This is a genomic window from Sphingomonas sp. CFBP 8760, assembly GCF_014841615.1.
Classification (GTDB): domain Bacteria; phylum Pseudomonadota; class Alphaproteobacteria; order Sphingomonadales; family Sphingomonadaceae; genus Sphingomonas.
Window position 1 is genome coordinate 16,615 of the sequence record NZ_JACYUG010000028.1, and the last position, 13,708, is coordinate 30,322.

Annotated in this window: 15 protein-coding genes; 9 read left to right on the top strand and 6 right to left on the bottom strand. The window is 60.8% G+C overall.

Annotated elements, in window-relative coordinates:
* The first annotated feature begins 106 nt into the window (after positions 1-106).
* On the top strand, positions 107-478 hold the full coding sequence (locus IFT82_RS19205; RefSeq protein ID WP_192129739.1) for a cupin domain-containing protein: 372 nt from the start codon (positions 107-109) through the stop codon (positions 476-478).
* A 52-nt stretch (positions 479-530) separates the two neighbouring features.
* Positions 531-704, top strand: a complete 174-nt coding sequence (locus tag IFT82_RS19210) for a hypothetical protein (RefSeq protein WP_192129740.1) — start codon at positions 531-533, stop codon at positions 702-704.
* Between the two features lie 139 nt (positions 705-843).
* Here the strand turns inward: IFT82_RS19210 and IFT82_RS19215 are convergent, their stop codons facing one another.
* Together IFT82_RS19215 and rpsU are read right to left on the bottom strand one after the other, a co-directional pair.
* Positions 844-1,290, bottom strand: a complete 447-nt coding sequence (locus IFT82_RS19215) for a hypothetical protein (protein ID WP_192129741.1) — start codon at positions 1,288-1,290, stop codon at positions 844-846.
* Positions 1,291-1,394: 104 nt separating this feature from the next.
* Entirely contained in the window at positions 1,395-1,595 is a 201-nt protein-coding gene (rpsU, locus tag IFT82_RS19220; protein ID WP_192129742.1) for a 30S ribosomal protein S21, read from the bottom strand.
* Positions 1,596-1,813: 218 nt separating this feature from the next.
* Here rpsU and IFT82_RS19225 point away from each other — a divergent pair, with 218 nt between their 5' ends.
* The 5 genes from IFT82_RS19225 to IFT82_RS19245 all read left to right on the top strand — a co-directional run bounded on the left by IFT82_RS19225 (position 1,814) and on the right by IFT82_RS19245 (position 5,785).
* Positions 1,814-2,359: a cold-shock protein gene (locus tag IFT82_RS19225; protein ID WP_192129743.1), complete on the top strand. Its 546-nt coding sequence runs from the start codon at positions 1,814-1,816 to the stop codon at positions 2,357-2,359.
* Positions 2,360-2,509: 150 nt separating this feature from the next.
* Positions 2,510-2,986: a GAF domain-containing protein gene (locus tag IFT82_RS19230; RefSeq protein ID WP_192129744.1), complete on the top strand. Its 477-nt coding sequence runs from the start codon at positions 2,510-2,512 to the stop codon at positions 2,984-2,986.
* Between the two features lie 88 nt (positions 2,987-3,074).
* Entirely contained in the window at positions 3,075-4,598 is a 1,524-nt protein-coding gene (gene istA / locus IFT82_RS19235) for an IS21 family transposase (protein ID WP_192129745.1), read from the top strand.
* Positions 4,588-5,367 carry an IS21-like element helper ATPase IstB gene (gene istB / locus IFT82_RS19240; RefSeq protein WP_192129746.1) on the top strand — a complete coding sequence of 260 codons (780 nt, stop codon included), beginning with the start codon at positions 4,588-4,590 and terminating at the stop codon, positions 5,365-5,367. The genes istA and istB overlap by 11 nt, the downstream gene beginning before the upstream one ends.
* A gap of 226 nt (positions 5,368-5,593) precedes the next feature.
* Entirely contained in the window at positions 5,594-5,785 is a 192-nt protein-coding gene (locus IFT82_RS19245) for a hypothetical protein (protein WP_192129747.1), read from the top strand.
* Positions 5,786-6,287: 502 nt separating this feature from the next.
* On the opposite strand, the gene IFT82_RS19250 is transcribed toward IFT82_RS19245, so the two are convergent.
* The 3 genes from IFT82_RS19250 to IFT82_RS19260 form a co-directional block, all read right to left on the bottom strand.
* Positions 6,288-6,638 (bottom strand): transposase, encoded by a 351-nt coding sequence (locus IFT82_RS19250; protein ID WP_192129748.1) that lies wholly within the window; start codon positions 6,636-6,638, stop codon positions 6,288-6,290.
* Between the two features lie 267 nt (positions 6,639-6,905).
* Positions 6,906-8,360 carry a phospholipase effector Tle1 domain-containing protein gene (locus IFT82_RS19255; RefSeq protein ID WP_192129749.1) on the bottom strand — a complete coding sequence of 485 codons (1,455 nt, stop codon included), beginning with the start codon at positions 8,358-8,360 and terminating at the stop codon, positions 6,906-6,908.
* 25 nt (positions 8,361-8,385) lie between these two features.
* Positions 8,386-8,931 (bottom strand): aminotransferase class V-fold PLP-dependent enzyme, encoded by a 546-nt coding sequence (locus IFT82_RS19260; protein ID WP_342355166.1) that lies wholly within the window; start codon positions 8,929-8,931, stop codon positions 8,386-8,388.
* Positions 8,932-9,206: 275 nt separating this feature from the next.
* Here IFT82_RS19260 and IFT82_RS19265 point away from each other — a divergent pair, with 275 nt between their 5' ends.
* Positions 9,207-11,825, top strand: coding sequence for a TonB-dependent receptor plug domain-containing protein (locus tag IFT82_RS19265; RefSeq protein ID WP_192129750.1), 2,619 nt, complete (start codon positions 9,207-9,209; stop codon positions 11,823-11,825).
* Between the two features lie 141 nt (positions 11,826-11,966).
* Here IFT82_RS19265 and IFT82_RS19270 read toward each other — a convergent pair whose 3' ends face one another.
* A complete protein-coding gene (locus IFT82_RS19270) occupies positions 11,967-12,455 on the bottom strand; it encodes an Rrf2 family transcriptional regulator (RefSeq protein ID WP_192129751.1) in 489 nt (162 codons plus the stop codon).
* 93 nt (positions 12,456-12,548) lie between these two features.
* Between IFT82_RS19270 and IFT82_RS19275 the strand changes: the two genes are divergently transcribed.
* The gene (locus IFT82_RS19275) at positions 12,549-13,454 is read left to right on the top strand and encodes an FAD-dependent oxidoreductase (RefSeq protein WP_192129752.1); all 906 of its coding nucleotides are present in this window, start codon (positions 12,549-12,551) and stop codon (positions 13,452-13,454) included.
* Positions 13,455-13,708: the final 254 nt, after the last annotated feature.

The following is a 13,708-nucleotide window of genomic DNA, read 5'->3' on the forward strand; positions in this document are numbered from 1 at the left end:
TCCAGATTAGCCTCTTCCTATACCTTATGCCGGAGCCAACGGCAGCATGACTCGTTCGCGTCTGCGCGGCTTTGGCCGGCTATCCTTTGATTTCGGAGAATGCAGCATGGCGGTGTTCAACAAGGACATGATCGACCTCGCAACCAAGAACAAGAACTTCCAGAAGGAGGTCTATTACGATGAAAATTGCCAGGTCGTCCTGATGAGCATCGAGCCGGGTGAGGATATCGGCGAGGAAACCCATGATGCGGATCAGACGACGTTCATTGTTGCCGGTGAGGGGCAGGCCGTCGTCGATGGCAGCCGAACCAAGATCGTCGCCAACCGCATGGTTATCATCCCAAAGGGCGCCAAGCACAACATCATCAACCAGGGTGACGAGCCGCTAAAGCTTTTCACCGTCTATTCCCCACCTGCAGAAGATCAGGGGGTCAGTCACAAGACCAAGGCCGAGGCGGAAGCGGCCGAAGAGGAATAAGAAGCAGGCACACCGTCACTCCGTCATCAAACTCACCAAGAGGACAATCATCATGGCCAAGACACTTTCGCGCTTCACGATCGAGCCCAAGGGCGAGGATTATCTGCTGCTGATCGAGGACGAGGACGGCGAGACGATGGAGATATCCGCCACGCTGGAGCAGCTCGATCTGCTCGGCGAAACCATCGACGAACTGCTCGAGAAGGATGATGCCGACGAGGAGTGACGTCGAGCGCGATGATCTTTAATCATCGAACCCAAGCGTATTACCGGGATGGCGTCTGCGGGGCGCCATCCCACAAACGCTGGAAGCGCAACCGCTGAAAAGCAGGCAAAGGCGTTCTTAACGGTGTCGGGGCTTGATCTCAGGCTGCCTGTCGGGCGGCCGGGTCCGGAGTGGCGGCCACCAAGCTACCTACTCTCGCCGAGGCAGTGGCAGCCATGGCCAACAGATCGGCGTTCGGCAGTTCCCGGTGATCGATCCACCATTTGGCGTCGGTCGCAGCGAGACAGGCTTGCCAGCCAAGGGTCGTCTCATGATCGGCAATCATGGTCGCCAGCCGGCTGGCACGGATCGTCGTGGCCCAGGCCACCTGCCGGTCGCTGCCGGCGAGCCTAGGTAGATCAAGATGGGCGACCGCCGCCCCGTCACGCGTCGCCGCCTCGGCTTGCGCTGCCTTTTTGCCAGCAATGAAGCAGGCCCGGCAGCTGGTGGTCTGTAGCCAGCGTGCCTTGCGTTCCTGCTGGCTGGCATAGCCGGCCAGATAATGGGCCTGCTCGTGACCGCAGGCATGCGTGATCAGCTGTTCCATGCCCTGACGATGCCGCACACCCGCTCAGGCGCAATTGCTATGAGTCAGGTTGAATCATTCCTGCGATGAATGGCGCAGGCTGGCGCAGGCTGGCGCCCTGTCGATTACTGATCGCGTTCAGCACGCTTGCGGTCCGCCTTACGCGCGCGACTGATCGCAGCAGCGTGTTGGCGGGCGCGCTTCTCGGAGGGCTTCTCGTAATGCCGGCGGAGCTTCATCTCGCGGTAGACGCCTTCGCGCTGCAACTTCTTCTTGAGGGCACGGAGCGCCTGATCGACATTGTTATCGCGAACGATGATCTGCATGGTGGTGGTACTTCCGGTGGCCAAGACGAAGTCGGCGAGGCCGTCATCTATGGCGAGATGGAAAGCATGCCAACCCGCAAGTCGGGCGCTGACCCTGGTTTGCGCTCATCGCGCTTGTCTCCAGCAACCGCATCAAGTCATCACGGCGTTGGGTCCTCTGCCCGAGGCATATGTCGACATACGCAACCATGCTAGCTGGGCGCCGTGAGGGATAGCTAATGCCAGAGGGGTTACAGCCTACAGGCGACACGGACGATGCGGTCATATCGATCGCCGGTGTGGTCAAATGGTTCGACGTCCCCCGGGGCTTTGGCTTTGTCGTGGCAGACGATCCGGCGCTAGATGATGTCCTAATCCATTTCAGCGTGCTGAAAGCCCATGGCCGGCGTAGTTTGCCCACCGGCGCCCGGATAGAGGCTTTGGCTGTTCAAGGCAGCCGGGGCCTGCAGGTCCGCCGGATCATGACGATCGACCTGCCACAGACGGTGGTTGAGGCGTTACCCCCTCCACGGAAAGACCGGACCGATCCGCTAAGCATGATCGACAGCGCCGGGCCATTCGAGCCAGCCAGCGTGAAATGGTTTAACCGGGTGAGCGGATATGGCTTTCTGGTCCGCGACCGCGATGGCGCCAACGTGTTCGTCCATATGGAAACCCTGCGGCGCGGTGGGCTTGTGGCGGTCGAGCCCGGACAATCGGTTCTGGCCCGCATCGTTGATAGCGAGAAGGGCGCGCTTGCTGTCGCCGTGAAGCCGGTATTTTGATAACGGCAGTCATCATAGGGCTGCGAATTCGCGGCCTTGCATAACGACAAATTGTAAATGCTATCTAAGTCGAAACGGGTTTGATGCCGCTAGTAAATTGATGAAAATACGCGTTAACATTACGGCACAGCGCTGTGTCGAGGATACATTATGGGAATAACCATATTCACCCCGGCACCGTTGCCACGAAATGAACGGGAACGAAGCGAGGCGGCAAGATCATCTGGTTTATTAAACCGGGTTGGCGATCCTACCCTGTTCCATATTGTCGATGACGCCTGCCACGCGCTTCGCTCGCACTGGTGTGCGATAACGTTGATGATCGAGGAAACGCAGTATGTGATAGCGTCGTCTGGCGGTATGATGGGCATATACCGTCGTTCCACCTCCTTATGCAGCTATGTGATTCACGACCCTGATCAGGTGTTTTTCATCTTAGATGCGCCAAACGATCCGCGATTTGCTGGTAATCCATTTGTCGATAATGGGGTTATAAAATTCTTTGCGGGTGCCGCTATTTTGGATCGGGCTGGATATGCGATCGGTGTTCTTTGTATCACGGATAGACTGCCTCGGACCAACTTCTCAGATGATGAGGCCTTTGTGTTGATTTCCACTGAGAGCTGACCCGGCGAAGGCATAGATTTCCACCGAGAAGTGACCCGTGTCTCAACCTCACCCCGGCTGGCTGTCGGGGGATCAAGGAGTGATAGACATGGCGTTACTGAGCGTCATCCGGCGCTGGGCATTCCGGGATGGGATGTCGATCCGGGAGATAACCCGCCGCACGGGACTGTCGCGTAACACGATCCGCAAATACCTGCGGTCGGACGCGGTGGAGCCTAAATTTGAGACAGTCATCCGGCCGAGCAGGCTGGACCCATATGCCGACCGGTTATCGGGCTGGTTGAAGACGGAGACGGCGAAGTCCCGAAAACAGCGGCGCACGGCCAAGCAGATCCACGCCGACCTGATCGTGCTGGGCTATGACGGGTCCTACAGTCGGGTAGCGGCTTTCATCCGGGCGTGGAAAGCGGACCGTCAGGTCCAGGAGCAGACGACGGGCCGGGGCACGTTCGTGCCGCTGGTGTTCGAGTCCGGCGAAGCCTTCCAATTTGACTGGAGCGAGGACTGGGCCGTTCTGGGTGGCGAGCGGGTGAAGCTGCAGGCGGCCCATACCAAGCTGTCGCACAGCCGGGCGTTCATCGTACGGGCATATCCGCTCCAGACGCACGAGATGCTGTTCGATGCGCACCAGCATGCCTTCCGGGTGCTGGGCGGGGTGCCGCGGCGCGGGATCTACGACAACATGAAGACCGCGGTCGACCGTATCGGCACGGGCAAGGCGCGACAGGTCAACGCGCGCTTCGCGGCGATGGCGAGCCACTATCTGTTCGAGCCCGAATTCTGCAATCCGGCATCGGGCTGGGAAAAGGGCCAGATCGAGAAGAATGTCCAGGATGCGCGTCGCCGCCTGTGGCAGCAGCTGCCCGCATTTCCCGACATCGACGCGCTCAACCTATGGCTCGAGGGGCAATGCATCGCCGAGTGGGCGCAGATCTCGCACGGGAACCTGCCCGGCACCGTCGCCGAGATATGGGCACGTGAAGTTACCGATCTGATGCAACCGGGCCGGCCATTTGACGGCTTCGTCGAGCATACCAAACGGGTGTCGCCGACCTGCCTCGTCCATTTCGACCGCAACCGCTACAGTGTCCCGGCCTCCTTCGCGAACCGGCCGGTGAGCCTGCGGATCTATCCCGACCGCATCGTCGTGGTCGCCGAGGGGCAGAGGGTGTGCGAGCACACCCGGGTCATTGACCGGGCGCACAGCTCGCCGGGGCGGACCATCTACGACTGGCGGCACTATCTGGCGGTGGTCCAGCGCAAGCCTGGCGCCATGCGGAATGGTGCGCCCTTTACCGAGTTGCCCGACGCATTCCGGCAATTGCGACAGCAACTGCTCAGGCGTGCGGGCGGCGACCGGGAGATGGTCGATATTCTGGCGCTGGTGCTCCAGCACGACGAGCAGGCCGTGCTGTGCGCGGTCGAACTTGCCCTCGAAGCGGGCGTCGCGACCAAAACTCATATCCTCAACATCCTGCACCGGCTGGTCGACGGCAAGACCGCCAGCGTCACGCCCATCGATGCGCCCCAGGCGCTGGTCCTGCGCCGCGAACCACAAGCCGATGTTGGTCGCTACGACACGCTGATGAAGGAGGTGCGCCATGCGTCATGACCCTGCCAGTGCCGCAGTGGTCGTCATGCTGCGCGATCTGCGCATGTATGGCATGGCCCAGGCCGTCGGCGACCTCATCGAACAGGGCGCCCCTGCCTTTGATGCGGCCGTTCCCATCCTGTCCCAGTTGCTCAAGGCCGAGATGGCGGAGCGTGAGGTCAGATCCATCTCCTACCAGATCAAGGCTGCTAGGCTGCCGGCGTACAAGGATCTGACCGGCTTCGATTTCGCCTCCGCCGAGATCGACGAGGCCATGGTCCGTCAGCTCCACCAGGGCGATTTCATCGACGGTGCCGACAACGTCGTTCTGATTGGTGGCCCCGGCACCGGCAAAACGCACATCGCCACCGCGCTTGCTGTGCAGGCCATCGAGCATCGGCGCAGGAAGGCGCGCTTCTTTGCCACCGTCGACCTGGTCAATGCGCTCGAGCAAGAAAAAGCCATGAACAAGGCCGGGCAGCTCGCCGAACGCCTGCTCCGCCTCGATCTCGTCGTCCTCGACGAGCTGGGCTACCTGCCGTTCAGTCCCTCGGGCGGCGCCATGCTCTTCCACCTGCTCAGCAAGCTCTACGAACAGACCAGCGTCATCATCACCACGAACCTCAGCTTCAGCGAGTGGGCTGGCGTCTTCGGCGACGCCAAGATGACCACCGCGCTCCTCGACCGCCTTACCCACCATTGCCACATTGTCGAGACCGGCAACGACAGCTTCCGCTTCCGCGTCCGGTCAGAGGCCGGCAAGCCAAAAAAGGAGAAGGCCGCAACTTGACCCGCAACCCTGCGGGCATGACATTAGCTTCACGACCCGGGTCACTTCTCGATGAAAACGCCGGGTCAACTCTCAGTGCAAATCAACAGACATCTCTTCCACGCAATGCCTGACGGGTGCCGATGGCGCACCGGTTCGGAGGAATGCGAGCATCATCGCGTTCGACCTCAGGCAGGCGTTCCCATCGAGTCTCCTCAACTACACCCGCTTCGCCGTGTCGCCACGGGTGAGCTACGACACCAGCAACGACATCCTGAGTCTCGACGTGCCGGTCTACATCGCGCGCGACGACGCCGGACAGCTGCGCGGCGGTCTTCGGGCGATATACACAGACAGGCCGGATCCAACGGGCGGCAGGACCGACGACCTCAGCATCGGGATATTCATCGGCGTTCCGTTCAGCATCTTCGGAAGCTGACGTTAGATCAATACCGACCAGACTGGCATCGCTCCCGAACGCCTCATCCAGTGGTGCTTCGACACCGCCACTCCGGCACATCGATGCCGTCGGTAGGCGTCCACCCCCATGTTATAGGGGCGATGGGAAGATCAACTTTTCCAGTCGATAGGTGGTGGTGGGCTTTCAGGCGATCCGGTCGGTGAGGTGACGTTGGAACGGCGCGATCCGGAAGGCGGCCGTTAGCTGATAGGCCGAAACGCCCGGGCTATTTCATTGATTGATGGAGCGGATGTCACATGACCGCGAAAACAGCAAAGTCACGGCATGCCGACGGCACCCCCCTCCGCCGTGCGAACGCGTTTGACCGCCAACCACCCATCTGCCCGGTTAGCGTTACAGTATGACCGAGTTTATGATGACGTCCTTCGTGATCGACGTAATAAGCACCATTTTTCTTCCTAAGCTGCGCCGGCTGTCGGAAATTCAAGAGCACGCCTCCGGCGAACCCAGGGTGGTTCACTCACCGCAGCACCGACAACACCCGTGTCAGCGCGGCTGCATCCGCATGCGCATCGACACTCACCCGCACGACGTCCGGCAGCTCGATCTGGATGAAGCCCGAGCAGCATGGCGCACACTGCGATGTCGGCGTGACGGGCTCCGCAGCGAAAACCGGCAACGAAGGCCCCACGCTTGCCAGCTGGCCTTCGCGCAACTGCTTGTGCCACGTGTAGATCAGGCTGCTCGATACCTCGCGATGCGCGATGCCATAGTAGCCCCGCACTCCCGGCCGGAATGCCTCGGTCAGGATCTCAATCTTCTCCGCGTCCGACCATCGGCGCTGGCCAGACACCCGGCCGACCACCTCCATCTGACCAGTCATACGACAACTCGTATGACTGGTTGTAGAAGCGAAGATCTCCCGCACCGCATGCGCCCTTGTTAAAGGTGACAAGCATCCCCGAAGGCCAAGGCCCCGCAAGGCGGCCTACCGGCCACGCTTGCTGACCTGTCGCTGCCCACATAGAGAGAAATTACCCCCGCCCTCCCCGGTGTCGACATCATGCCGCATTCAGCCGCCGCAATAAACGTACGTGTACGTCGGTCCGGACGCGCGTCGAAAAGGATCATGATCAGATCACGATGAGGGATCGGCATCCGATTTCGCCGATGGAGCATTCTTCACCGCCGATGGTCGAGCGTCCGGAGGCAGCCGCAACTCGTCGCCCGGGAAGATGTCGTGCTCGATATCGAGCACGTCGCGGTTGATCTCGAATATCTCCTGCCACCGCCCTCCATGACCAAGACGGTCTCGCGCGATCACCGAAAGGTTTTCTCCCTCCGTCACGATGTGCCGAGGATAGATCGTTTCATCGATCGGAGCCGCAAATACAGATCGTTCACTCTGGATCCGGTCAATTAACCCTCGGAGCGCCGCCGGACGATACGGCCGTCGTTCCGGCAGCTCCTCCGGTTTGGTAAACCACCGCCGCAGGACAGACGGATGAATGTCCACCATTGCCGTAGGACCGGACCGAACCGCGGTCAGTGCAGCATCCTTCACCCAGCCGACGATCGAGCGAAAAGCGCCGATGCCAATTCGGCCGGGCCCCAGGCCGACCTGCGGCGTGTTGTGAAGCGCAGCTCGCGCATTGTAGCGGATATCATCGAGTTGCGACCGGCCCGCGAGATTGATAGAGAGACCTTGCGTAATCGCACCACGCAGCACCCAGTGGAGAGCCGCGTTGGATAGCCCGCGCTCAGGTCCGCCACCCCCCACAGAACCGTGGTCGCCAGCGAACCACTTCTGCTGATAAGGCGAGTCTGCGTCCGCGTCGGCCTTTCCGACCCGAGCATTCAGTTCGGTGACATTTCGCCACAACGTCGGCAGAAAATGTATCCGCCGTTCATCGAGCGCGACGGCATGGCGGGCGGCATCGACCGTATCGCTAAGGTCCGTGTCGTGATTGTCGTACGTCTTGTCCTTTCGCCGATCGACGACCGCCGAGACGGCCTTCCACCCCAGCGTGCCGACCGTGTCCCAGACGCCGCAATAGCGAATTCTTAGGACGGGCCACTCGCTCGTTCCGACCACGCCGTCGTTGGCTCGCCGCCAATCGCGTTCGGCCTCGTTCACGCACAGATCCGGGCAGTAGCGAGCGCGGAATTTCAGAAGATCGTCCGTGTCGCTATTGCGAACGGCGTGCTTCTGATACAACGCCCAGGCCTCGTTGATTTGATTGGCATCGTTGACCTTCAGGATGCCGATGGCGCGAATGAACCCGATGAATGAGCGAGCGGTGAAAGCGCCGCGGCTGAACCCGAAAACGAATATCTCATCGCCTGCGAGATGGTTGAAGATGAGGAACCGGTAGGCCTCGCGGATGTTCTGGACCAGGCCCTTGCCGAATGCACCGCCGCGGATGGTCTCATCAGAGGCGGTACCCACGCCCTCGTCGTAATAGACGATCTGCTGGACGCCCTTATGATCGACCGGCGGTACGCTTTCGGCGAGCAGAACTACGTTGGTGGGATACGACTTGGTGTCGAGCTTGTTCCACGAACCATCAAAGCAGAAGATCAATCGTCGCACGCGGGCCTCCAGTCGGTCAGACAGGCTAACCGTATAGTCGGCAGTGACAATCGCGAAATCGAATTTCCCGTCTGCTATCGACTGGCAGCAAGCCAACCGCCTTGGCACTGTCGAGGATCACGTCGGCACCGTGCCGACGTGCCATGTCTGCGATCTCGCGTCCCGGCATCACAAGGCCGTTGCGATTGGAGACTTGGGTGAGCATGATCAGCTTGATCCTTGGATTTTGCTTCAGCGCAGCCTCGTAGGCACCAAGAATATTGGCCTTCGTCGAAGGCTCAGGCACAGTCATTCGAACAGGTCGAACGCCGCGTGATCCATCCGGGTATGCTATGACGTGCTGCATCTCGTCGTAGTCGACGTCAGCCATCAGGACGGCATCTCTTGCCGACAGGCGCCAATAGTTGACGATCAGCCCGTACAACGCCTCGGTTCCGCCTCCGCACAGTGCAACCTCGTCTGCCCGAGCGCCAATCAGGGAAGGGACAGCGTCCGTTGCAGGCTGTAGCCGTTCGTCTCTGGTCGGCGCCGGCAAGGCGCTGCGCAGAAACAGCGCATTGTTGCGGTTCACCCACTCGCCATGGGCACGGTACACCGCCGCAGAGTTCCTCGTCATTGCACCGTAACACGCGGCACCAAGGTTCGTGATGCTGCGCTCAACATCATAGCGTTCTGCGAAGTTCGTGCCGTCTGCTCGTGCCTTCCGGGGCTCGCCGCACCAACGATCGCAGCGGCCGCTCCACCCAGAAAAACCCGACGATCGTTCATACAACCTCCTTCCTTGATCCCGGCCAACGACTTGGCTACGTCACGAGACATAATATCATAACAAGATAAGGGGTAATAATGAAATCGCTCGCGATCCTGCTGTCGGCTGCCTGCACCCTGCCACCCCCCGCGTTGGCGCAAGACACCGAGCAGGACATAGCGGCTGCTGAGGCGGCCGTAGAGCCGAGCGGCGATAACGACATCGTGATCACCGGCAGCAGGTTTGGTGGCCGCACGCGTATTGGGTCTGCGACACCAGTCGATGCGATATCGCAGGAAGAGCTTCAGCAGAGCGGTCGGGTCGATCTGATCCAGATGCTCAAGGTCCAGGTGCCGAGCTTCAGCTCACCGCGTCCTCTGGCCTCAGGTGTCGGGGACTTCCTGCAGCCACCATCCTTGCGCGGTTTGGGGCCAGGCGAGCTGCTGGTTCTGGTCAATGGTAAGCGCCGCCATACCGCATCGGATCTCAACTCCAGCAACGGTATCGGCCGGGGCGACGTATCGATCGACTTCAACGCCATCCCCACCTTGGCTTTGTCGCGGATCGAAGTGCTACGCGATGGCGCAGCGGCTCAATATGGCTCGGACGCTATCTCAGGCGTCATCAGCTTGTTCCTGGATCGCTCGGTCGGTGCGCGCGCGCAGACGACGTACCTGACCACCACGGAAGGTGATGGGGACACTTACGAGGCCAGTGCCTCCGTGGGTGTGCCGGTTGGCGCAAACGGTGTGTTCCGCTTGACTGCCGCCTACCAGGATCGCGGTGGCACCAACCGCGCCCGGCCCGATACCCGTCAGCAGTATTTCGGCACCAATGCTGCCGGGCGCCCTGTGCTGCCGTCCGGCAACTTTGGATCGGGCACAGGGCTGACGGCACCCGCTGGTACGCTGGATCCACGGGAAGCGGGCTTCGATCGCAACGTGTTCCAGCAAGGCGATCAACCGAACACCAACAAGCAGATTTTCTACAACCTCGTCGCCGCGGCCCCCGGTGACGTGGAGATTTACTCGTTTGGCGGTTACAACCGGGTCGACGGCGACATCCGCTACCTGTTCCGTCGTGCCGGGCAGGACGAAACGGTCCGGGCGATCTACCCGGATGGGTACAGCCCCGGACTCGACACCCGGATCGAGAACTTCTCCACCGCAGTCGGTCTGCGCGGTAGTGACCTACTGGGGTTTGGCTGGGATCTGTCGAGCGTTTACGGCGTCAGCACGCAGGATCTGACCTACGTCAACAGCGTCAATGTCTCGTTAGGCGCAGCGTCACCGAGCCGCTTCTACCGGAACGGAAGTGACTTCTATCAGTGGACCAGCAATCTCGACCTCACCCGCGAAATCCCGGTCGGCGACAGCAGCCCTCTGAAGCTAGCCCTCGGACTCGAATATCGTGAGGAGACCTACCGGCTCTTTTCCGGGTCACCGGATGGCTACCGCAATGGCGGCGTGCCGATCCTGGACGGTCCGAACGCCGGCAAGCCCGCAATTATCGGTTCGCAGCCCGGGCCAAGCAACGGTCCTGATGACCGCGCATCCCTGAACCGGCATAGCTATGCGCTGTATGGCGAGGTCGAGAAAGACCTGTTCGACCGACTGCTGGTGTCCGGTGCAGTGCGACACGAGCGTTATTCCGATTTCGGCGACACCACCAACTTCAAGGTCGCCAGCCGGCTTGGCCTGATCGGCAGCTGGGCACTGCGTGGATCCTATAACACCGGCTTCCGTGCGCCGGCACTGGCACAGTCCGGCTACAATGCTTCCAACACGCTGATCCTGAACGGCACCCAGGCGATCGTGCGCGTGGCCGCAGTCGATACGCCGGCTGCGCGTCTTGCCGGGGCCAATGACCTCAAGCCCGAGCGATCGAACAACATCTCGGCTGGCACCGTGTTCGACGTTGCCGGGCTTACCGTCACCCTCGATGCCTATCAGATCAAGGTGCGGGACCGGATCGCGATCTCGTCAACCTTTCAGGATGCGCGCCTCGCCAACTTTCTTGCAGCCAACGGCCAGTCCGGCTTCGCGGCATTGTCGTTCCTCACCAACGCAGTAGATACCCGAACCCGGGGCGTCGATCTCGTCATGAACTATCGCCGCACCTTCAGCGATGGCAGCCGGTTTACCGGTACGCTGGCGGGCAACTACAACCGGACGGAGTTCGACCGGATTGCGCCGACCCCTGCCCCGATCGCAGCGCTTGGCATCACCACGCCGCTGTTCGACGTCACGCAGCAGCTACGCTTCTCCGACAGCCAGCCACGCGACAAGGTGACCCTCGACCTAAACTACACGCGGGGTCCCGTGACCTTGTCGGTCACCAACACGCGCTACGGCGAGGTTTCTACGATCGCGATCCAGAACCGGACGCCTGCACAGGTGGCGGCACTGGTCACCGGATACGAAACGCGAACAGTGACGCCACCCGGCACCGCGAACTCAGACATCATTCAGACATTCGGGGCAAAGATGCTGACTGATGTCGAGCTATCCTGGCAGGCGACGAGCGCTGTACGGCTGAGCGCAGGCGCCCAGAACCTGTTCGATGTCTATCCGGACGAAAACCTCGCCTCCACCGTCGCGAGCGTGGCTGCTGGTACGAACGGGTCGGACAACGCCGGAACCCAGCCGTACAATGCAATCTCGCCGTTCGGCTTCAACGGCCGATCTGTCTTCGTACGCGCAAGCCTGACACTGTGAATCGGAGTAGTGTCCAGGCATACCAGCAGGCCAACACCACCTCTGGAACAGCAGCTGCTCAAGGCTTTCGTTCTACATCCGTGAAGACCCATAATTGTCATTCAGCTGCCCCTTGTTCGCATCCTTACACCGGACGTTGGTTCAGGCAGGGCGTTGCAGATGGGAGCGTCTTCGTTCCGCGATCTCCTCGGAAGACAATCCTGCCATCCGACGTTCAAAATCCGCTGCAATGTCGGCTAGCGTTACCGCGGTTAGACGCTGCAGCAACACAGCCTCCGCCTGCCGTAGTGCATCCTCCAGCGATCCGTTGACTGCTTGTTCCACAAGGCAATCAGGCGCGGGATTGGCAGGGCCAAGCGCAAAGATTCGATTTTCGCCAAGCGCCCGGTGAACATCCAGCATCGTGATGCTCTCAAGCTCTCGCGTCAGCGACCAGCCCCCTCCGTGGCCTTTGACTGAACTGACATAGCCGGCCTCACGCAAACCGGCCATTGTCCGTCGGACCACCACCGGATTGGTATTCAGCATGGCCGCAGCTGCTTCTGACGTTAGCGGTCCCTCCGCTCGCGCCATGTGGATCAGCAGGTGCAGCATTCTCGATAAGCGCGCGTCCAAGGATCCGACCTCCATACCGTCCTCTCGACCGTATCACGCCACTTTTGCTGTTGCAAAAGGCCCGTTATCTAGTCATGTAACACGTAAAGTTCTCTGAAAGGTAATGACGTGTTCGATGCAATTGTAATCGGGGGCAGCTTCGCAGGCCTGTCGGCCGCCCTACAGCTGGCACGTGCAAGGCAGAACGTGCTGGTGATTGACGCCGGGCTGCCACGAAACCGGTTTGCGGATGAAGCCCATGGTTTCTTGGGGCAGGATGGACGTGCGCCTGCAGCAATCATGCGCGACGCTCGACATCAACTGTGCCGCTATCCCACTGCCGAGATCCTGTCTGGCCAAGTTCTAGGTGCGCAGGCTGTCGCTGGAGGCTTCAGCCTCCGCCTTGCAGGTGGTGGCGAGCGTCCTGCGCGGCGGCTTATCCTGGCTACCGGTGTGGCTGACGAACTGCCGACCGTTCCAGGCGTGCGAGAACGCTGGGGTTCAACCGTGCTCCACTGCCCTTATTGTCACGGCTACGAGGTTCGCGATCAGCCGCTTGGGGTACTTGCAGCCCATCCCATGTCACCGCATCAGGCGCTGCTTATCCCTGATTGGGGACCGACGACGTACTTTACGCAAGGCGAGTATGATCCCGAGCCCACAGAGTTGCTCGCTTTCGAGGCGCGTGGCGTGACGGTGGAGCGGACACCGGTCGTCGAGTTGTTGGGTGACGCACCGGCGCTGGACGGTGTCCGTCTGGCTGACGGACGTATTGTCCAAGTCGCGGCATTGTTCACTGCCCCCCGGACAAAGCCGGCGTCACCGTTAGCTGAGCTTCTAGGCTGTGAGCACGAGGACGGTCCGACCGGACCTTACGTAAAGATAGACTCATGGGGTGCTACCTCGGTGTCCGGCATATGGGCAGCAGGTGACGCCGCTACTCCCATGCACAATGCCACCCTTGCGTCAGCCGCCGGTGTACTAGCCGGCATTGGCGCACATCAGGCTGGTGTTCGATCGGTAACGGGCGAATGATATTGCGCGACGATGACCCATGTGTGGGGGCCCTCCGTTGGCAAGCTTGAACAATCGCCTTGCTATGCTGGTTGGTGCGGCCATGTGTCCGACCTTTCATCGCGACACATAGTGCCGGTGGCCATAATGCCATTCGCACGCCCCGCTTCCCACTCACGAAAACGCACCCAATATGCTTAGGTCATGTAAGCGTGGTGGGTAGACTGGACTTGCCCCGCTTAAGTGGAGAGGCATTTGCTCAGCGTGACACGGTT

Excerpts from the sequence above, each read along its gene's own strand:
- IFT82_RS19230 (WP_192129744.1), top strand. The coding sequence starts at position 2,510 with ATGGGAATAACCATATTCACCCCGGCACCGTTGCCACGAAATGAACGG.
- istA (WP_192129745.1), top strand. The coding sequence starts at position 3,075 with ATGGCGTTACTGAGCGTCATCCGGCGCTGGGCATTCCGGGATGGGATG.
- rpsU (WP_192129742.1), bottom strand. The coding sequence starts at position 1,595 with ATGCAGATCATCGTTCGCGATAACAATGTCGATCAGGCGCTCCGTGCC.
- IFT82_RS19205 (WP_192129739.1), top strand. The coding sequence starts at position 107 with ATGGCGGTGTTCAACAAGGACATGATCGACCTCGCAACCAAGAACAAG.
- istB (WP_192129746.1), top strand. The coding sequence starts at position 4,588 with ATGCGTCATGACCCTGCCAGTGCCGCAGTGGTCGTCATGCTGCGCGAT.
- IFT82_RS19270 (WP_192129751.1), bottom strand. The coding sequence starts at position 12,455 with ATGGAGGTCGGATCCTTGGACGCGCGCTTATCGAGAATGCTGCACCTG.
- IFT82_RS19250 (WP_192129748.1), bottom strand. The coding sequence starts at position 6,638 with ATGGAGGTGGTCGGCCGGGTGTCTGGCCAGCGCCGATGGTCGGACGCG.
- IFT82_RS19210 (WP_192129740.1), top strand. The coding sequence starts at position 531 with ATGGCCAAGACACTTTCGCGCTTCACGATCGAGCCCAAGGGCGAGGAT.
- IFT82_RS19225 (WP_192129743.1), top strand. The coding sequence starts at position 1,814 with ATGCCAGAGGGGTTACAGCCTACAGGCGACACGGACGATGCGGTCATA.
- IFT82_RS19215 (WP_192129741.1), bottom strand. The coding sequence starts at position 1,290 with ATGGAACAGCTGATCACGCATGCCTGCGGTCACGAGCAGGCCCATTAT.
- IFT82_RS19265 (WP_192129750.1), top strand. The coding sequence starts at position 9,207 with ATGAAATCGCTCGCGATCCTGCTGTCGGCTGCCTGCACCCTGCCACCC.